The sequence below is a fragment of the Gardnerella sp. CCPDSM genome (assembly GCF_056754715.1).
In genome coordinates, this window is the sequence record NZ_JBQEQO010000004.1 from 146234 (window position 1) to 165800 (window position 19567).

Genomic DNA, 19567 nt, shown 5'->3' on the forward strand with positions numbered 1-19567 from the left:
TTATTTAGCGGTTGCTAATTTATAGCCTCTTGGCGTTGATTCGTCAAGAGGCTTTTTGTTTGTGCGCGACGACCTGCCTGAGCGCAGTACAGCGAGCGCTTATAGCGCGAGCGTTGCGGTGGTGTGTAAGTACACAAATGCGCGCATAGTTCCTCGTGTTTGTGTACTTGGGTGGTGTGTAAGTACACAAACGCGCGCACCTCGCCTCGCTTTTGTATCTTGACACAGTATCTGCGATATTTTATAATTGGCACGAACTTAAGGAGGTGATTCGCCATGAAACATGACAGTAAAAGCCATAATTCTAGTACTCGTACTGATGAAGGCTCCGACACTAGCAGTAGTAGTTCGGACGTTCCTCCTGAATATATGAAGCCGGCAATCACCGAATTTAGGTTATAAAACTTGCGAAATAAATAACTTACGAAATAGCTTGCGAAATAACTTTAGAAGTTAAAAACGTGAGTTCTGGTTATTTGCGCCTGTAACGTAATCAATGGTGATACGGCTACGCGAGGAAAGTTACGTGAGGAAAGTTACGCAAGAATTCACAAAAATCTAAATAAATCCGCATAGGAATCTAATAGATAATAAATATTTGCGTAATAACTAATAAATAAAATAAATAAACAGAACTAATAAATAAAAAATAGCCTAAGGCGAACCAATTTATTGCCTATTCGAGGACTTATTATGACCGTATTCACAACTTCGCGCAAAGAAGGCGCAGGCGCTCAGGTCGACGAGAACACTCGCTTCTGGTCAGACATTATTGTTTGCGTTGGTATTATTGCTGTTTTTGGCATAACAGCTTTTCTTATTCAGCGCATAAACCAGCCAATTGGCCCAAGCGGCATTCCTTCTAAAGTTTCAACCGACGTTATTAATCTTCCTTACTACACGCTTAGATCCGTATTTCGCATGATGCTAGCTCTTATAGCATCGCTTATTTTTACGATTATTTACGGCTCTCTTGCAGCGCGCAGTCGTCGTCTTGGAAAGGTACTTATTCCACTTTTGGATATTTTGCAATCCGTGCCAATTCTAGGTTTTCTTTCGGCTACGGTTACTATTTGGCTTGTGCTTTTCCCGGGCTCTATGCTCGGCGTTGAAGCAGCGTCGATTTTCGCTATTTTTACAAGCCAAGCGTGGAATATGACTTTCTCGTTCCATCGTTCGTTGCTAAGTGAGCCGAAGGAATTGGATGAAGCGGTTCGTAGCTTGCAACTTACGCATTGGCAGCGATTCTGGGTGCTGGATATGCCGAACTCAATGATTCCGCTTCTTTGGAATTGCATGATGTCTGTTGGCGGCGGTTGGTTCTTCCTTACAGCATCCGAAATGATTTCCGTAAACAATCACACTTATGCTCTTCCAGGAGTTGGTAGTTTTGTGGCACAATCCGCCGCGGAAAACAAGCTTGGGAATATTTGGTGGGCTATTGCTTCAATGGTTGTTGTTGTTCTTGCAATAGATTTCTTCCTTTGGAAGCCGCTTACGGCTTGGGCTGAGCGTTTCCGCATTACGCAAAGTGCGTCGGATGAAGAGCGTCACAGTGCTATTTTGACTTTGATTCGTCATTCTCACGCAGATGAGGTTATTAGTAAGCTGTTTTCTCCGATTCGCGAATGGTTGGAGCTTGTTACTCGCCCGTTTGGACGCACTGGTGCTAGGTGGCCTCGTAAGGCGGCTCAGCGCAAGCTTGGCGATTTAGTATTTAACATCGTTATGATTGTTTTAATAGTGGCTTGCGCTGCTCAAATGCTTTACTTTGTGGCAACTAGAACCGGTTTGCAAGAGTTTGCTACTGCTGGAGCGTTGGGTGCGTTAACGTTTATTCGAGTTGCTGTGCTTATTCTTGTAAGCTCTATTATTTGGGTGCCAGTAGGCGTGTATATTGGCATGAATCCTAAGATTTCTCGCATAATGCAGCCGATTGTGCAAATACTTGCGAGCTTCCCAGCAAACTTCATATTCCCGTTTGCAATGATGTGGTTTATGGCTTGGCATATTGACCTTGGTTGGGGAAGTATTATTTTGATGGCACTTGGCACTCAATGGTACATTCTTTTCAACGTTATTGCTGGAGCTAGCGCTATTCCGGATGATTTGCGAGAAATGTCTCGTAGCTTCCGTCTAAATCGTGTGTTGCGTTGGAAGACTTTGATTTTGCCTTCTATTTTTGGATCTTGGTGCACTGGTGGTCTTACTGCTGCTGGCGGCGCTTGGAATGCTTCGATTGTGTCGGAAATTGTGGAATATGGCAAAAATCACATGTCAACTCAGGGCTTGGGTGCGTATATTACAGCCGCAACTACTGAGGGAAATTCTGTGAAAACGCTTGTTGGAGTAACAGTTATGAGCTTAATAGTTGTGTTAAGCAATCGACTGTTCTGGGCACCTTTGCAACGTATTTCCGAAAAAAGATACGTTTTAGGTTAAAAAATTTTTAAAAGACTTATTTAGCTAAATTAGTAGAACGGAAAAATTATGACTACGATGAACAGCGCAATGAACAGCGTTTTGGGCGCAAATAATTCACAGAAAGCGCCAGTTTCAATCACAAGCGATATTATCGACGCAAAGCACATAAGCCAAAGCTTTACTTCCGATAGTGGCACTACTCAGCACGTGTTGCACGATATTTCCTTCACTCTTCGCGAAGGCGAAATCGTGGCAATTCTAGGACGCTCCGGTGCTGGAAAATCAACCTTCCTTCGCACTCTGGCAGGTCTTGTGCAACCAACAGAAGGCACTGTAACGTATCGCGGACGCGAGCTTACTGGACCGAACCCAGGTGTTGCAATAGTATTTCAAACCTTCGCACTTATGCCATGGCTTACAGTTCAAGACAATGTGGAGCTTGGTTTGCGCGCTCGCGGAGTTAGCAAAGAAAAGCGCACTGAGCTTGCGTTAGCTGCAATTGACGCAATCGGTTTGGACGGCTTTGAAACTGCTTACCCAAAGGAGCTTTCTGGTGGCATGCGTCAGCGCGTTGGTATTGCGCGCGCACTTGTGCTTCGCCCGGATGCGCTTTTTATGGATGAGCCTTTCTCTGCTCTTGATGTTCTTACTGCTGAAAACTTGCGTCAAGAAGTTCTTAAGTTGTGGTCAAGCGATGAGCGCGATATTAAGTCGGTTCTTATTGTGACGCACAATATTGAAGAAGCTGTGCAAATGGCTGATCGCGTTGTGGTTCTTGGATCTCACCCTGGTCACTTAATTGCAGACGTTCAGGTTGATTTGCCTCGCCCTCGAGATAAGCATAGTGCTGAATTTGAGGCGATGGTTGATAACTTGTACGCAATTCTTACAGGTTCTGCTCCAGAAAGTGTGTCCGAGAAGGATAATTCTGAATCTGAAGATTTGCAAAATCAAACTCAAGCTGCAGATACTGAGGATGCTGAAGATACTGAAGCTGCAGCAATTGCGGATATGCTTATTCAGCGTCACCATGACGATGAAGACGAAGACAAGCAAAGCGAAGATGAGGCAGAATCTGGGGAAGCGAAAGCAGAACCTGTGGCTGTTCGTTTGCTTCCAAACGCAACTCCAGGTGGTATGGCAGGTTTGCTTGACGTGATTTCGGAAAATCCGGATGGTATTGATTTGGCTGATTTGGCTGCTGACTTGTCGTTTGAAATTGATGACTTGTTCCCACTTGTTGATGCTGGCACAATGCTTAATCTTCTTACAGCAGAAAACGGCCATATTACTATTACTCCAGCTGGAGAAGAATGGCATAACGCCGACATTTTGCACAGTAAGCAAGTTTTTGCAAGGCTTGCTATTGAGCATGCGCCTCTTGTTCACGCAATTGATCAAGCTTTGAGCCGTAATCGTAACGGAAAGCTTCGCGGAGAGTTGATTTTGGATTTGCTTCGCAGTAAGCATACGGATGCGTTGGCACGTCAGCAGTTTGATATTGCGATTAGCTGGGGGCGTTACGGTGAGTTGTTTGATTACGATGCAGATGACGATGAGCTTACGCGTACTGTTGAAACTGCTCCTTTGGATGGTGTTTTGCGCTAAAACTAGCGAAATCTAGTAAAAACTAGCGGAAATTTGCGAAAACTATCGCGAAAATTCGCTAGAAATAATGTACAACGAATGTCCATTATTGTGCATAAATTTGATATTCGTATGCTTTCGATAAAAGGATGCCGCATAGTTCTTTTATCTTTAGGTCTAGTAGCTTCTTATTTAAGATTGCACGGATCGAAAGCCCCCAAAAAGCGAACTTTTTGGGAAAGATTACGCTAGAGTAACTTTTTTCTAGCTAACTGTACGTCGATATGCGGCGGCGATGGAGGAATATTATGGTAAATGCTGTAGAAGCATTTGATGCTAAGCATCTTAAGGCAGCTGAGGAAATCCCAGCTTTCCGTCCTGGCGACACCGTTGATGTCAACGTTAAGATTCAGGAAGGTAACAACACTCGTATTCAGACCTTCACCGGCGTGGTGATTGCTCGTAAGGGTGCTGGCGTTCGTGAAACTTTCGTTGTTCGTAAGGTGAGCTTCGGCACTGGTGTTGAGCGTCGTTTCCCACTTCATTCTCCAGCTATTGACTCCATTAAGCTGGTTCGTAGTGGTCGTGTTCGTCGTGCTAAGCTTTACTACTTGCGCGCTTTGCGCGGCAAGGCAGCTCGTATTGCTGAGCGTCGCGATAACTCTGCTAAGTAAATTATTAGAACCATTGTGAAGGATTACATATTATGGCTGATGGCACGCAAATTAGCGATACGCATATCGTTGCTGTAGCGGGTCATGGCCTTGATCCTTCACCGGTTCCGCCTGAGCCGGAAGGCTATGTTCCTTCCGGCTCTCGCATGTCTAGAAAAAAATCCGGCAAAAACAAGCATTTTGCACACGCTCGTCATAATGGTAACGACCGTTTTTCGTTACGAGATGTAATAACTTGGTTTGGTATTCCAGTTTTTACAGTAATACTTGTTCGACTATTTTTGCTTGGTGCTTATACTATTCCTTCCGGATCTATGCTAGACACTATTCACATTGGCGATTATGTGATTACGTCGAAGCTTACTCCGCGTATATTTTCTCTTCAGCGCGGAGATATTGTTGTTTTTGAAGATCCTGCGCATTGGTTAAGCGGTGAGCGTGGTGCTAACGGTGTTGTTGGCAATGATTTAATTAAGCGTCTTATTGGCTTACCTGGTGATGTTGTAGAGTGCAAAGGCGCAGGCGAGCCGATTACTGTTAATGGCGTAACAGTGCACGAATCTGCTTATATTCGTCCTGGCGTGGATCCTAGCGCTTTTGCGTTTAAAGTAAAAGTTAAGCCGGATCATGTTTTTGTATTAGGCGACAATCGCGCTAATTCTGCGGATTCTCGCTATCATCGCAACGACGGTGACGATGGTTTGGTGCCAATTTCTAAAATTGAAGGCGTTGCTGTATTCCGCACGTGGCCACTAAATAGAATCGGCTTTTTGGAAGATCATCACGACGCTTTTGATAGCGTACCAGATAATTACGTGAAGTAAGCTATTAAAAAAAATTATGCAAACAAAATTGCTTACTATACCGTTAATTCCATCTTTAACGCATGAACAATCTTTACTTTCTGAAGGCTACGATTGGGTTATTGGATTAGATGAAGTTGGTCGTGGCTCTTTAGCAGGTCCAGTAATGGTTGGTGCTGCTGTTGTTGGTAAATCTCAAGTAGAAGCGCAAAATATTCCGGAAGGCTTAGCTGATTCTAAATTACTTACTGAGCATAAGCGTGAAGCGCTGTATGAGCCTTTGCAAAAGTGGTGTACTTTTTGGGCTATTGGATCATGCACGAATAAAGAAATTGACGAGTGGGGCATAAGCTACGCGCTAGGGGTAGCTGCATTAAAAGCAATTGCAAAAGTAGAAAATGATATTCTTAAAATGCAATTACAAAAAAGTGAGAAAAGCGCGAAAGTTACTAAAATTGCGGCAATATTAGATGGTCCTTGCGATTATATTGATAAAGTTGCGAATACTTTTGACGCACCATCCGTGCCGATTCCTGTAAACGTACACACTTTAGTAAAAGCAGATCGGCAGTGTGCTAGCGTTGCTGCAGCTGCAGTTTTAGCAAAAGTTACAAGAGATAATCTTATGGTATCTTTGGCTAAAAAACCGCAGTATTTAGCTTACGATTGGGCTAGCAATAAAGGTTACGGTTCTCTTGCGCATCGTAACGCAATAAAAGAAGTAGGTCCTAGCGATTTGCACAGACTTTCATGGAATTTGTAATCGAGGTTTAAGTATGACAAAAAACGAAGCAAAACGCGCGTCAATGCTCGACGTTGCGCGTGCAGCTAACGTAAGTCATCAAACTGTTTCTCGCGTTATTAACAATTCTCCGGATGTTTCTGCAAATACTCGCATGCGAGTTTTAAAAGTAATTGAGCAATTAGATTATCACCCAAGCAATTCTGCGCGCTCGCTAGCAACGCATCAATCTCGCACATTAGGCCTTATTGTAGGCGCAACATCCAGCTCGTCCTACAATATTATTCCCCCAATTGAGGCTCAAGCAAAAGCGCGCGGATTATTTCTTTCCGTAAGCATGGTGAACGAAACATTATGCGAGCAAAGCGATATTCAAGACTTATGCGAAAACTTTGAAGAACAAAATGTAGATGCTCTTATAGTCGACGCACCAACCGACGCAATATTTACGTCACTATGCAAATCACGAATTATTAAGCCTTGCGTATGTATTACATCTACTCACGGAGCTATAAGCGCGCATGAAGGCATGAATATTTTGCGCCGTCACAATAATATTAATTATTCAATAATTGGCACGAACCATTGGCGCGCAATGAGCGATATTGTGTCTCTTATTGCGCATTATGGTCATAAAAATGCTATTTATTTTGCAGGTCCTTCTAAGTGGAGAGGATCTTCTACGCGTTTAATTGCGTGGAGGTCGCTTTCTGCTTCACAAGGCATTCATTCGCATATTATTCAATGCTCTTCGTGGAAATCTTCAGAAAGTTACGCGCGAATGAATCATATGCTGGAAAAATTTGGTATTGACGGAACTTCGCTACCAAGCGTTGTTGTTACTTCAAGCGATGAGCAAGCGGTTGGAGTTGTGCGCTCGCTGTATGAGCATGGTTTGAAAATTCCTAGTGATATTAGCGTTGTTGGTTTTGGTGATATTCCTGCAATAAGCGATTTCTTCCCACCTTTAACAACCGTAAGTCTTGATACTCAGCAATTGGGTTCGTTGGCTGTTAGGGAAGCGTTGCGTTTGATTCATCATGGTCCTGAGCCTGCGTTTACAGATATGGCTCATGGCGTTGGGCAAATACCTGCAAGCGTAAAATTGCGTTCTTCTCTTGCTAGTGTTTTGAGATAAATTTCGTTTGCAAAAGCGACGAATAAAGTGCTAAATAAAGTGCTAAATAAAGTGACGAATAAAGTGCTAAATTGCAAAATTATAGTTTGCGTGAAACACTTGTGAAACACTTTGTAAAACAATTGTGTAACGCTTTGCTAAACACTTGTGAAACATCTTTAAATCTTTGCTAGTTAGAGTTGCAAAAATGGCTTAAAATCAGCATAATTACGCGGTTGCCGGCGTGTTGATGGTGTGTGCACAGCGTAATCTTGAAAGCAGTTGGGACACTTTATTTTTTGGAAAATTTAGAGGATTTTTTAGATAAAGAAAAGGAATCAGGAGATGATAAATCGCTGTTTTGCGTTCGTGCCAGGCATTAAGCATTTGGTTGCTTTAAGGTCGACGTGCCTCGCGATTTCTTATCTTATGAATATCGCTTTTGTGTACGTGTGCGTTGGCATGCTTTCTCCTGTTCTTAGGCCGGTGCGCTCAGTTGGAACTTCTTTAATGAGTTCTATTGAGTTAACGTCTTATATTATTGCTATTGCGGCTATTATTTTGTTCAAATATGCTGCTTTTCATGGCTCTTGCACAATGGCAACCGATATTGAATCTCGAGTTGCTATGCGTTTGCGCCCTAAAATGTTGCACGCAATGTTGTCTTTGCGCTCTGCAGATATTGAAGACGCTAAAGATTTTGCATCGCTATCCGTAAATGATGATATTGCTGCTCTTCAGCGTTTTATTGCGGTTCTTGTGCCGCAAATTTTAGCTGCTATTCCAGTTCCAATAGTTATTTCTGCAGCATTATTTACAGTTAACCCGGCTATTGCTGGAATTTGCGCGTTAAGTGCAATATTTAATATTGCTTCCTTGCTTTTGGTTTTAATTTTAGGATCTAAAGCTTTAAGATGCTTAAGCATATTATGTGCATACGTTATTACTGGAATTGCTATTGTTGCAACTGTTTGGCTGTCTTCAGTTAAGGGAGTTGGACTTGCTGCAGCATTGCTTACTATGCCTTTATTAATGCTTAGCGTGCAGCCTTTGCGAAGCGTTAGTAAATACATGCACGTTGTTAAAAACGCTGTTCATGGCATGAGCCATGTTGAATCTTTGCTTAAGATGGTGAATGATTCTTCTGCGCCAATAGCATTTAGCGATGACGGTTCAACATTATCTTTGCCAGATGGTGTTACGAATGTTGCTTTGCGTATGCGTTGCGATATTAAAAACGATAATGCGCATAATAGTAGCCAAAACGCTAATGAAGTTGAGCGCTTATCAATAGTTGCTCGTTCTGGAGATTTACAAATCGTTCCAAGCAAATACCATGCTGCTATGCGAGAAGGCATACTTTCCGGCGCTGGTTTTAATAAATCTGCGGATGTATTACTTTCTTACAGCGACCGTTACGAAGTTAGCGAAGATGATATTTCTCCATTCGTAGTCTCAGATGCTTTCGGCGCTAATGAGAATGCTTCATATTTGCCGCTTAACGATGCAACTCCTGGAGCTTTAGCAGATATTGTAACTGTAGTAAGCGAAAGAAGTCACTTATTTGCCACGACTTTGCGAGAAAACTTACTTTTAGCAGCTCCAACTGCCACAACTACTGCAATGTGGGACGCATTGCGCGCAGTTCGAGTAGATGGCGTTGTTTATGCAGATTATGACGGCTTGGATATGCCAATAGATCGCTTATTTAATAATTCTGACTCAACGTATAATCCTGAAGATATTATGCGTCGAATTATTCTTGCGCGCGCTTTGCTTCGTCATACGCCTGTTTATATTTTTGATTATTCTGCGCAATCTATGAGTAATGCAGAAGCTGAAACAATTATTAAAATATTGCGACGCGTATCGACTACTCTTGCAAACGTAATTGTTCTTATGCCTAAAGATGCTGGCGTATCTTCAACAGATTCAAAAGTTACTGTAGAAACGTATCGTCATATTGCAAAATCTAAATCGCAACAAAATAGCGAAAATAAAGAGAATAGCGAAAGCAGCGCAAATAAAAATATCACAAATAAAAATATCGCAAATATCAAATCTTCTGATTCTAAAAAGAATGATTCTAAATCTTCTCTTGTAAATATTGCGTCTGAAGGTATTTCTTCTGTGTCGAATTATGCGTCGAAAGCGCGTTCTGTTTCAAAGTGGAAGCGCGCGCTTTTTGCAATTATTTCTATGCTTAGCACAGCGTTAAATCTTGCTTCTGCAGTATTTATTCCTGTAGCGATTGTTGCTGCAATGTTTGCTGTAGCAGGGCGACCAATATTTGGTTTTGTAATGCAACAATGTGTGCTTGCTGCTGTGTGCTGTATGGTTGTTCGTGCGCTTACTTTAGTTGTGTCGTTTGCTGGCGTAGATATGCATCACGATAAATGGCATAAGGCTCATTTAAGCATGAATGTGGGCATGGTTTGTGCTGTTGTGCCGCTTATGGTTGTGCTTTACTATTTTGATGCGAATTTGTCGTATGTGGCGATTGTAGCTTGCATTCTTATTATGTTCGTTGTGCCAAGATATTTGATTATAAGATCGAAGCATATTGTAAACAAAGTGCGCTTAGAGCAACATGAAGTTGAGTGTGAAGTAAGTGATATTGAGCTTGGCATTGATGAAGTGCTTGCTTTTAGGCAAGGTGAGCATTGCGTTAATCATATGGTTGCGTCAATGCGCAAAGTTTCGCAACAAAATATGCGCTTAGAGCGTAAAATTGCGTCAATTTCTGCGTTCGTGCTGTCGCTTTCATTAGCGAGTATTGCTACTGCTGCGCTTGTGGTGTCTAATACAATTCACCCAGTTCCGGCAAATATTCCAGCTTGGAGCACCGTATACGCTGTTATGGCAATGGTTTTGCTAGTAATTATGCTTCAGCAGATAGTTGATGTGGTTTTGCAACGCATACCTTCTATAGTCAAAATAAGAAAATAAGAGAATAAGAAAATAAGTACTTGTAAGTAATTAGCTTGTGTTGCAATAAAAGTAAAAGTGTATATGCATTCTAGGTTGGGGGAGTGAATATGCGTAATAAAAATTCGCATGATTCGCGTTTTAATGCTTTACTGTGGCTTCTACTTCTTGCTGTGCTATGCGGTGTTGTTATTGGTTTAGTATTGCCAAAAATTGACCACACAGTAGGCAAAATTACTGGCGAATATGAAGCAAGTGGGCAAGCAGCTGAAGCGCTAAAAAGGCTTCGCGTGGCGAAACCTTATCGCAGTGGCTATGAACGTCAAGTATTTGGGTACAGAACAACGGATAACGATGGCAATGGTTGCGATGTGAGAGAAGACGTTTTGTCGCGCGATTTGCAAAATGTGCGATACAAATATGCAGGATCTTGCAAAGTTAGATCAGGACTACTTCACGATCCGTACACTGGGCTAAATATTCATTTCGTGCGTGGGCGCAAAACAAGTGCTTTAGTGCAAATAGATCATGTTGTTGCGCTACAGAATGCATGGGAGTCTGGAGCGTGGAAGTGGAATACTGCCAAACGCTTAAAGTTTGGTAACGATATGCTTAATTTATTAGCTGTACAAGGCAAAGCGAATCAAGAAAAAGGTTCTGCTTCCGCGGCTTATTGGCTGCCTTCAAATAAGTCATTTAGATGCGATTACGTAGCGCGTCAAATTGCTGTTAAATATAAGTACGGTCTTAGCGTGACACGCGAAGAAAAAGAAAGTATGGCAGGAATATTGCATAACTGCCATGCGCAAAAGCTACCAAAGTAAAATTCAGGCAAATGTTCCAAAAACCAGCCAATCCAGCTACAAACGTGATGAGGTGTGCGCGTGTTTGTGGACTTGCGGCTGTCTTAAGTACACAAACGTGATGAGGTGTGCGCGTGTTTGTGGACTTACACCCAACTCAAGTACACAAACACGAGGTAAAACTCCGGCAAATGTTCCATAAAAAAACGAATGCGTGCGATTTAGTAGTGATTATGCGTGTGATCGTGCATTACGTCTTGATGCTCTGTTGAGTGCGGAATATGCATTACGCGCATGCGATCAATAGCTCTACGCGCAAGATTATGCGCCGAACCTGCGCCTTCTCCCTTAACGCCAAAAATAACCAACAAAGCCATAATAGCCGTAATAATAGCGCTAATACGAAGCGTCCATTGCACGCCAAAAATGCTTGCAGCAACGTCAGCAGCATGGCCTGTGCCGGTAACAGAACGATGCCACTCAGTTAGAACTGTCATTGTAACTACCAGCACAGGAGCGCCGATTGCGCCCCAAAGCTGCCTCATAGTATTAGTTACAGCGGAGCCGTCGCCAAGCTCTTCGGGTTTCAAGCAATTAAGCGACCAAGTTGTAACAGGCATAAGCAAGAAGCCCATGCCAATTTGGCGAGTGAATTGCCAAATAGAAATCCACCAAATCCACGTATTCATGTCAATAAGGCTCATCATCACAGTGCCAAAAAGCAAAATAATCGAGCCTGCCATTGCAACCGGTCTAACTCCAAAACGATCCAGCATACGGCCGCCAAAATATTGCGAAATCGCCATTCCAAAAGCGCCTGGAAGCAGAATCAAACCGCTCATAGTTGCAGAAAAACCGCGGTCAGACTGAATATAAAGCGGAATTAAAACCATTATTGAGCTAAACGCAAAGAAAGTTAAGCACGCGCAAATAGTGCCAACCATAAAATGCCTGTTTTTAAGCACGCCAATTCCAAGAAGCGGAGTGTGACCGCGCTTTTCGGCTCGAAGCTGACGAAGCACAAACCAAGCAATTCCTAGCGCTCCTAAAACCATAGGAACCCAAGAAAGCGGACTAGAAATTCCGCAACCTTCAATATTGGTAAAACCAAACATAAGTCCGCCAAAACCAATAATCGACAGACCAACTGAGAAGAAGTCAGCGTGCGCGTTAGGATCATTCTCGCCAAAATTATGAAGGAAAAGAGTCGACAAAATCACGGAAATTATGCCAATAACAGTCAGAGAGAAGAAGATTGATCGCCAGCCGTTAATATCTGTTTGCAAGCCGCCAATAGTAGGCCCAATCGCTGGAGCAATGCTCATAGCCATGCCAACGCTGCCCATTGCCATACCGCGGCGCGTAACAGGGAATACGGAGAAAACTGTTATTTGCAAAACGGGCCACATAACTCCAGTGCCAATTGCTTCAAGAGTGCGGCCCACAAGAGCCATAATAAAATCGTTACTTAACCACGCAAAAACTGAGCCTACTGTGAAAAGTAGCATAGAAGTAATAACGATTTGGCGAGTGGAAAAGCGGCGAGTTAAAAACGCTGTAAGAGGCACCATAATTGCCATAATCAGCTGAAAAATAGACGTAAGCCACTGGCCTGTAGTAACGCTTATGCCAAATTCTTGAACAATTGTTGGAAGAGCTGCCGTAAGTTGTAACTGCGCAAAATTTCCAATAAACGTAATAAACGTAAGAATTGCGAGCGAAATTAATGCAGGACGCGTAAGGCGATTATTGAAGTACGCTTCATCGCCAGTCAAAGCATGACTGAGATTACGGCTTGTGTTGAAAAGCCATTTTGAGTGTGCCAAAATAACATCCTTTGAAAATAGCATTAAGCGCTAATTGCTAGCTAAATTCGTATATTTAAATTCGTGTATTCGCCAAATTTTTTGTAATTAGTCTAGCTACTGCATTGCGAGCAATAGCATGCGTAAATACTGCTACAATTACTTGCTTAGATTGCAAATACTGCACAAATATTGTACTGCTACAAATACTTACGCAAATATATTAGGCAAATATATTAGGCAAATATTTTACGCAAATATTTAGTAATTGTGGTGGGATTGCCAATAATTGTAAGCGCCCTGGATTGATCCGTAACGGCCGTTGCAATAATTCCAGAACCAACGAAGCTGAGTCTGATAGTTAGTAGCCCAATCAGCGCCAGCAGAAGACATCTTGCGTCCAGGCAATGCCTGAGGCAAACCGTAAGCGCCAGAAGGATTCATAGCATTTACGCGCCAGCCGGATTCGCGAGAAATAATAAACACTGTGGCTGTAAAATCAGCCTCGCTATATCCGTTGGAAATCAGCCAATCGTGAGCCCACTGTTGCATTTCGCCAGCTGGAACCGTGGTTCCAATCGAAGCTGCAAAACCAAGTCCTGCGGAAGAGCCGCCCGTGCCAACAAGAATAACCTTATCTTTAGGAGCCTGCTTTACGTAAGAAGCAAAAATGTTTGAAGAAACAACTTTGCCATTAGTGCGCGTAACTATTTTTGCTGTTTCCATAACGCCTTCAGCGCCTTCACTTTGCACCTTTTCGGTACCTTTTGGAAGTGCGGCAGTCTCTTTTTTCACAACGTTAAAAGCAATAGGGTCGTCGGAAGTTTCTAACTTTGCGCCAGCACGATTAATAGTAATAACAGTTGATTCGTCAACTTTAGTAGTTAAAGAAGGCGTAACAACATCGTGTGGCTCAAGAGTGATATCTCCAGCTTCAAGAACAGACTTTACGTCGGTAAAATGAGTTCCCAAAATAGTGCGGTGATGTCCGTTGATAATAACGTTTACGTACGAAGTATTGCCTTTAGTTAGTGCGTCTCGAGATGCGCCACGAGAAACTTGCGTGCTATCAGTTGCAGAATAGGAAGTAACAGGAGCTGCGTGGCCTTGAGTTGAAGTATAAAAACCGCGCGAGGCAAAACCAAGCGTCACCAAAGCAACAAAACCTGCAACAATCGCACCAAACTTAGCCCATTGACGCAAACTCAGCGAACTAAGCGTAACAGTATGCTTACGGTGACTGGCCATATCCCTCCTTATTTGCAATTACGCAACTACTTAATTACGCAACTACTTACTAAACCTACTTACTTTTGTAAGTCTGCTTAAAAGTACAAATTGTAAAAATAATTTGCGCGTAAAAACATCCGTGCAGAATTATACCTCTTGGTCTGGTCCTTGGTATTATTCTTGGCTTGATTCGTTATTATTATCTTCGCCTTTATCTTCTTCGCTTTTATGCTCAAAATTTTGTGCTTGCTTAATCAAATCTTCCAAATCTGCCGCAAGTAGCGAACCTGCTTGACGATAAATAACCTCGCCGCGCTTAATAATCATAACCGTTGGAACTGCGCGAATTTGAGCAGCTTCAGCAATATCGGAGCTTTCGTCAACATCAACCTTAACGAAAGGAATGTCAGGATATTTTTCGCTTACTTGCTCAAAAATAGGGCCGAACGCGCGGCACGGACCGCACCAAGTCGCCCAAAAATCAACAACAACAATCTCATTAGTTGAAGCAATTCGCTCAAAATTTTGTGTATTCGCATGTATTGCTGGCATATCATCCCCCTTATTGTGCGTAGTTTGTCTATTATATGTTTTGGCGTGCATAATTTGGCGTGCGTGCGTAGGTGCTATCTGTCGCCTTGCGGCACTAGGCTAGGTTGCATGCTTGATATTCAATTTATTCGTGAACATGCCGACGTAGTTAAGGAATCGCAGCGTAAGCGTGGCGAGTCCGTTGAGCTCGTCGATGAAGTTTTGCGCAATGATGATTTGCGCCGTGATGCGCTTAAGGCTTTTGAGGCCGCTCGCGCTGAGCAGAAGGCGATTGGCAAGAAGGTTGCAACCGCGCCTGCAGAAGAAAAAGCTGCGCTTATTGCAGAAACTAAGGAATTGGCTTCGAAGGTGGCTGAGTACAAAGCCGAATCCGAAAAAGCTACTGCCGACTACACAACCGCAATGTGGAAGCTTTCCAACATCGTTGAAGATGAGGCTCCAGAAGGCGGCGAAGATGACTACGTGGTCGTTAAGAAAGTTGGAACTCCGCGCGATTTTGCAGCTGAAGGTTTTGAGCCAAAGGATCATTTGACTCTTGGCACCGGCGTTGCTGGCATTGATATGCGTCGTGGCGTGAAGGTTGCTGGCTCTCGCTTCTACTTCTTGCGTGGTGCCGTGGCGCGCTTGCAAATCGCAATGCTGACTATGGCTGTGGATCAGGCAGAAGAGCACGGTTTTACGCTTGCGATTACGCCAACTTTGGTGCGCCCAGAAGTGATGCGTGGCACGGGCTTCTTGAATTCTCACGCGGATGAGATTTACCGTTTGCGCGAGCCGGATGAACAGTATTTGGTTGGTACTTCCGAAGTTGCTTTGGCTGGTATGCATGAGGATGAGATTCTTGACTTAAGCAACGGCGCTTTGCGTTACTGCGGTTGGTCTAGCTGCTACCGTCGTGAGGCTGGTGCTGCTGGTAAGGATACTTCCGGAATTATTCGCGTGCATCAGTTCGACAAGGTTGAAATGTTCGTTTACTGCAAGCAGGAAGATTCGCGCGCTGAGCATCAAAAGTTGCTTGGCATGGAGCAGGAAATGCTTGCGAAGGTGGAAGTGCCTTACCGCATTATCGATACTGCTGCGGGCGATCTTGGTTCTTCTGCTGCGCGCAAGTTCGATTGCGAAGCTTGGGTGCCAACGCAGGGACGCTACCGTGAGTTGACTTCTACTTCCAACTGCACTGAGTATCAGGCTCGCCGCTTGAATGTGCGCGAACGCATGGAAGATGGCGGAACTCGATCAGTGAGCACTTTGAACGGCACTTTGGCTACTACTCGCTGGCTTGTGGCTATTTTGGAAAATCATCAGCATGAAGATGGTTCGATTGACATTCCAAAGGCTATGCAGGCTTATATGGGCGGCAAGGAAGTTATTGAGCCGACGAAGTGGGAAGCGTGAGAGTCGCGGTTTGAACTGATTGTTCGTATTTGCGTGCGTAAGTTTTGTGCTTACGCACGTTTTTTTTTTATTTGTTGTGTTGGTGTGTTGTGTTGGTGAGTACTGCGTTGGTGGTGTGTGTTGGTGAGTTGCGTTGGTGGTGTGTGTTGCGTTCTATGCGTGCTGATATGCTTAACCCCTGTGTGTTGAAGGCGATTTGATTGCTTTCGCGCGCAGACTGGATGGGTGTCCGAGCGGTCTAAGGAGACGGTCTTGAAAACCGTTGTAGGGAAACCTACCGCGAGTTCGAATCTCGCCTCATCCGCGAATTAACCAAGCCTAAAGCATGTAAAAATGCTTTAGGCTTTTTTATTCTGCCGAGCTTTCTGACGTTGTTGTGGAACATTTGCGGGAGTTTTTCCTCGTGTTTGTGTATTTGGGTTGGGTGCAAGTCCACAAATGCGCGCATACTTCCTCGGGTTTGTGTACTTGGGTTGGGTGCAAGTCCACAAACGTGCGCATACTTCCTCGGGTTTGTGTACTTGGGTTGGGTGCAAGTCCACAAACGTGCGCATACTTCCTCGGGTTTGTGTACTTAGTTCGAGTGCAAGTCCACAAATGCGCGCATACTTCCTCGGGTTTGTGTACTTGGGTTGGGTGTAAGTACACAAATGCGCGCATACTTCCTCGGGTTTGTGTACTTGGATTGGGTGCAAGTCCACAAACGTGCGCATACTTCCTCGGGTTTGTGTACTTGGGTTGGGTGCAAGTACACAAATGCGCGCACCTCGCCTCGCATTTGTAGCTGTATCAGCCATTTTATGGAACATTTGCCGGGGGGGGGGGTGTTGGTTTTCAGCGCGCGGAATAGTGGCGCTCTTGCGATGTGATGCCGTCGAGGAAGAAGTGCGCGCAATCGCGGTGAGATGCGTCGCTTACAAAATCTTCCGGAGCGTAAGGCGCAACGCTAGAAAACATCGCCTCGTAATCAGTAACGCTTAAGCGCACTCGCGAATCAAGCATATCCGCATGTTCCCTAGCAAAAAGCGCATCCTTAAATCCAGGCGCAAGCGTGCCGCTGAAAAATTCGCCAACAGCGCCGGATCCGTATGAGAATAAGCCGATTTTATCGCCGTTTTTAAGTTGAGGAAGCTTACTATTTTCGTGAGTAGATTCGTCTAGCTCAAGCAAAGACAATAATCCCAAATACAAGGATCCCGTATAAATGTTGCCTATGCGACGGCTGTACTTCGTGCTGGTTTCGTAGCGCGAAAGTAAGCGATTGCGTGACGATTCGCTTAAGTTGCTATTATCGCAAGAATTATCGCAAGTATCAGCGCAAGTATTATCGCAAGTATCCATCGCCGCCTTAAGTGCCTTCAAACCCATTTTCGTATACGGCAAATGGAAGCATAATCCTGCAAAATCGTTGAAATTGCAACCGTTTTGCGCACAATACTCTTTCCACACATCGCAGAAAAACTGTATATACTTCTCAGTCGAAAACTTGCCGCGAGCAAGCGCTGTATCCTGGTAAACCGGTCGCCAAAAGTCCTGAATGTCCGCGGATTTTACGACGCTATCGTCGTTAATTTCAAGAACGTGCGGATTCGTGCTAACTAACATTGCCACAGCTCCAGCGCCCTGCGTTACTTCGCCAGGAGTTGCAAGCCCGTATCGCGCAATATCGGCCGCAATAACGAGCACTTGCGGATCTTTTTCGGCGTGAGCGCGCACGTAGTCGCATGCCATCATCAAAGCCGCGGTGCCGCCGTAGCAAGCCTCTTTTACTTCAATAGCACGCACCCACTGCGTGAGTTTTAGCAGATTTTGAACGTATAGCGCGCTTGATTTGCTTGCGTCGACGCCGCTTTCTGTGCCGACGATTAGCATTTTGAGGCGATTGCTATCGATGTGGGGTAGGAGTGGGCGCGCGGCTTCGGCGGAGAGAGTGACGATGTCTTGGTGATTAGGCGGCACGGATTGCTCGCTTTGGCCGATGCCGATTGTGAATTTATTAGGGTCGATTCCGCGCGCGTTTGCAAGATTCGTGAGATTTAAGTAGTAGTGGGGAGTTGCGAAGGAGATGCGGTCGATGCCGACGGTGGTTGGTGGAGTATTCATTTTTTCCTCAATTTTTACTTGATTCACGTAACTTTTTAAGCAATTGCGCAACTTTTTCTGTAGTGCGCTCTGATGCGCTAAGTTGAATAAGATTATGCGCGATTTGTTGGATTTCTGCGCCTTTTGCGCCTGCTGCAATCGCAAGATTTGACGCTTGCAATGTCATGTGACCTGCCTGAATTCCGGGACCTGCCAACGCGCGCAGTGCCGCAAGATTTTGCACTAATCCGAGAGCTGCAAGCGTGTTTCTAAAGTCGTTTGCACTTTTGTATTTGCCGATTTTAAGCGCGAGTTTTGCCATTGGAAGAGATGAGATTGAGCCGCCAACAATGCCGATTTGTAGCGGAATTTCAATACGGCCGTGGAGTATGGTTTGGGTATTTAAGATTTCGGTGTTCCACGTTGACAGTGGTAGGTAGCGACCGGAGCGCGCAGCCCACGCGTGTGCTGCCGCTTCTAGCGCTCGCGTATCATTTCCGGACGCGAGCGCGGCTCCTGCGATGCCGTTTAGGATTCCTTTGTTGTGCGTGGCGGCGCGTTCCGGGTCGCTGGCGGCTAGCGCGCTTAATGCCGCGATTCGGCGTGCGAGGCGCTTTCCTTCGCCTTCGCGTTCAGCTTCTTCAAGCCGCCTTGATGCGAGCGCTTCAACCGGTATGCGCACTTCTGCCGTGGTGGCAACGCGGCTTGTGTTGTTAAGAATCGCCACAAGCGCCTCAACGCCGAGCCAGCTTTCCAGCTGGGCTTTGACGGCTTCGCCCATAGTGTTCACTGTGTTTGCGCCCATCGCATCGCATGTGTCTACGTCAATCTCGAGCTTGGCGAAGCCGTGCAAAGCTGAAGCGCGGCATTTTCGCGCGCCGCCACCCCTTTTACTCATTGATGGGTGTGACTCGTTTGCAACGCGCAATAACTCTTCAACCTTTTCGCAATCGCCAACAATCTCACGCAAACGCGCCGCCACGCTCCCGTCCGCGTCTTCAAAAGCTATTTGCGCGGTTGTTACGTATTGCGGAGAGTGCGCAATAATTCCGTATTCACCATCAGCAACATCCGCAATACCTGCCGAAGCTCCATCATCAGCCGCATCCGCAATCCTCGCGCCATTGCACGCAGCCGCAATCACGGACGGCTCCTCGGTTGCAACCAGCACGTCCCGCGTCTCGCCGTTCACAATCAGCCCTCGCACAACGCCAACCGGCAGCGTGTACTTCCCAATCTGATGCTCAATCATATGATTCGCAACATCCGCCGGAATTGTGGCATCGGAACTTTCCGCAAGCTGCTTAAGCAAAAAAGTTGCGTCAGACTCGTCTATCGCGCCCTCGTTTTGCAAGGTTTTTATGCGATTTTCCACGCTTAATTCACGAAAAGCAGTCATCGAAATCACCTCATGATTTGTGTCGA

General features: G+C 44.9%; 15 protein-coding genes and 1 tRNA gene. 11 read left to right on the top strand and 5 right to left on the bottom strand.

What is annotated here, in order from left to right:
* Positions 1-276 precede the first annotated feature (276 nt).
* The 9 genes from ACTJLE_RS03690 (at position 277) to ACTJLE_RS03730 (ending at position 11099) form a co-directional block, all read left to right on the top strand.
* Positions 277-402: a hypothetical protein gene (locus ACTJLE_RS03690; RefSeq protein ID WP_481267475.1), complete on the top strand. Its 126-nt coding sequence runs from the start codon at positions 277-279 to the stop codon at positions 400-402.
* Between the two features lie 291 nt (positions 403-693).
* Complete coding sequence (locus ACTJLE_RS03695; RefSeq protein WP_481267476.1) at positions 694-2442, top strand: ABC transporter permease; 1749 nt, start codon at positions 694-696, stop codon at positions 2440-2442.
* Between the two features lie 69 nt (positions 2443-2511).
* Complete coding sequence (locus ACTJLE_RS03700; protein ID WP_119486987.1) at positions 2512-4032, top strand: ABC transporter ATP-binding protein; 1521 nt, start codon at positions 2512-2514, stop codon at positions 4030-4032.
* Positions 4033-4319: 287 nt separating this feature from the next.
* Positions 4320-4685 carry a 50S ribosomal protein L19 gene (gene rplS / locus ACTJLE_RS03705; RefSeq protein ID WP_004105329.1) on the top strand — a complete coding sequence of 122 codons (366 nt, stop codon included), beginning with the start codon at positions 4320-4322 and terminating at the stop codon, positions 4683-4685.
* A 32-nt stretch (positions 4686-4717) separates the two neighbouring features.
* A complete protein-coding gene (lepB, locus tag ACTJLE_RS03710) occupies positions 4718-5509 on the top strand; it encodes a signal peptidase I (protein ID WP_481267477.1) in 792 nt (263 codons plus the stop codon).
* 16 nt (positions 5510-5525) lie between these two features.
* Positions 5526-6251, top strand: coding sequence for a ribonuclease HII (locus ACTJLE_RS03715; RefSeq protein WP_481267478.1), 726 nt, complete (start codon positions 5526-5528; stop codon positions 6249-6251).
* Between the two features lie 13 nt (positions 6252-6264).
* A complete protein-coding gene (locus tag ACTJLE_RS03720; RefSeq protein WP_481267479.1) occupies positions 6265-7368 on the top strand; it encodes a LacI family DNA-binding transcriptional regulator in 1104 nt (367 codons plus the stop codon).
* Between the two features lie 324 nt (positions 7369-7692).
* Complete coding sequence (locus ACTJLE_RS03725) at positions 7693-10296, top strand: ABC transporter ATP-binding protein (protein ID WP_481267480.1); 2604 nt, start codon at positions 7693-7695, stop codon at positions 10294-10296.
* Between the two features lie 89 nt (positions 10297-10385).
* Complete coding sequence (locus ACTJLE_RS03730) at positions 10386-11099, top strand: HNH endonuclease family protein (RefSeq protein ID WP_119486882.1); 714 nt, start codon at positions 10386-10388, stop codon at positions 11097-11099.
* A gap of 200 nt (positions 11100-11299) precedes the next feature.
* Here the strand turns inward: ACTJLE_RS03730 and ACTJLE_RS03735 are convergent, their stop codons facing one another.
* From ACTJLE_RS03735 to trxA, 3 genes are all read right to left on the bottom strand, one after another.
* Positions 11300-12928, bottom strand: coding sequence for an MDR family MFS transporter (locus ACTJLE_RS03735; RefSeq protein WP_481267481.1), 1629 nt, complete (start codon positions 12926-12928; stop codon positions 11300-11302).
* A 216-nt stretch (positions 12929-13144) separates the two neighbouring features.
* Complete coding sequence (locus ACTJLE_RS03740; RefSeq protein ID WP_481267482.1) at positions 13145-14131, bottom strand: aggregation-promoting factor C-terminal-like domain-containing protein; 987 nt, start codon at positions 14129-14131, stop codon at positions 13145-13147.
* A 156-nt stretch (positions 14132-14287) separates the two neighbouring features.
* Positions 14288-14665, bottom strand: coding sequence for a thioredoxin (trxA, locus tag ACTJLE_RS03745; RefSeq protein ID WP_481267483.1), 378 nt, complete (start codon positions 14663-14665; stop codon positions 14288-14290).
* A 108-nt stretch (positions 14666-14773) separates the two neighbouring features.
* On the opposite strand from trxA, the gene serS reads away from it, so the two are divergent.
* Both serS and ACTJLE_RS03755 read left to right on the top strand, forming a co-directional pair.
* Positions 14774-16060, top strand: a complete 1287-nt coding sequence (gene serS / locus ACTJLE_RS03750; RefSeq protein ID WP_481267484.1) for a serine--tRNA ligase — start codon at positions 14774-14776, stop codon at positions 16058-16060.
* Positions 16061-16279: 219 nt separating this feature from the next.
* Positions 16280-16364 (top strand) — tRNA-Ser (locus ACTJLE_RS03755).
* 530 nt (positions 16365-16894) lie between these two features.
* On the opposite strand, the gene ACTJLE_RS03760 is transcribed toward ACTJLE_RS03755, so the two are convergent.
* Together ACTJLE_RS03760 and ACTJLE_RS03765 are read right to left on the bottom strand one after the other, a co-directional pair.
* A complete protein-coding gene (locus ACTJLE_RS03760; RefSeq protein ID WP_481267512.1) occupies positions 16895-18163 on the bottom strand; it encodes a hydroxymethylglutaryl-CoA synthase in 1269 nt (422 codons plus the stop codon).
* A gap of 7 nt (positions 18164-18170) precedes the next feature.
* On the bottom strand, positions 18171-19541 hold the full coding sequence (locus ACTJLE_RS03765; protein WP_481267485.1) for a hydroxymethylglutaryl-CoA reductase, degradative: 1371 nt from the start codon (positions 19539-19541) through the stop codon (positions 18171-18173).
* Between the last annotated feature and the right edge of the window lie 26 nt (positions 19542-19567).

Coding starts and splice junctions, on each gene's coding strand:
- ACTJLE_RS03690 (WP_481267475.1), top strand. CDS start 277: ATGAAACATGACAGTAAAAGCCATAATTCTAGTACTCGTACTGATGAA.
- ACTJLE_RS03695 (WP_481267476.1), top strand. CDS start 694: ATGACCGTATTCACAACTTCGCGCAAAGAAGGCGCAGGCGCTCAGGTC.
- ACTJLE_RS03700 (WP_119486987.1), top strand. CDS start 2,512: ATGAACAGCGTTTTGGGCGCAAATAATTCACAGAAAGCGCCAGTTTCA.
- rplS (WP_004105329.1), top strand. CDS start 4,320: ATGGTAAATGCTGTAGAAGCATTTGATGCTAAGCATCTTAAGGCAGCT.
- lepB (WP_481267477.1), top strand. CDS start 4,718: ATGGCTGATGGCACGCAAATTAGCGATACGCATATCGTTGCTGTAGCG.
- ACTJLE_RS03715 (WP_481267478.1), top strand. CDS start 5,526: ATGCAAACAAAATTGCTTACTATACCGTTAATTCCATCTTTAACGCAT.
- ACTJLE_RS03720 (WP_481267479.1), top strand. CDS start 6,265: ATGACAAAAAACGAAGCAAAACGCGCGTCAATGCTCGACGTTGCGCGT.
- ACTJLE_RS03725 (WP_481267480.1), top strand. CDS start 7,693: ATGATAAATCGCTGTTTTGCGTTCGTGCCAGGCATTAAGCATTTGGTT.
- ACTJLE_RS03730 (WP_119486882.1), top strand. CDS start 10,386: ATGCGTAATAAAAATTCGCATGATTCGCGTTTTAATGCTTTACTGTGG.
- ACTJLE_RS03735 (WP_481267481.1), bottom strand. CDS start 12,928: ATGCTATTTTCAAAGGATGTTATTTTGGCACACTCAAAATGGCTTTTC.
- ACTJLE_RS03740 (WP_481267482.1), bottom strand. CDS start 14,131: ATGGCCAGTCACCGTAAGCATACTGTTACGCTTAGTTCGCTGAGTTTG.
- trxA (WP_481267483.1), bottom strand. CDS start 14,665: ATGCCAGCAATACATGCGAATACACAAAATTTTGAGCGAATTGCTTCA.
- serS (WP_481267484.1), top strand. CDS start 14,774: ATGCTTGATATTCAATTTATTCGTGAACATGCCGACGTAGTTAAGGAA.
- ACTJLE_RS03760 (WP_481267512.1), bottom strand. CDS start 18,163: ATGAATACTCCACCAACCACCGTCGGCATCGACCGCATCTCCTTCGCA.
- ACTJLE_RS03765 (WP_481267485.1), bottom strand. CDS start 19,541: ATGACTGCTTTTCGTGAATTAAGCGTGGAAAATCGCATAAAAACCTTG.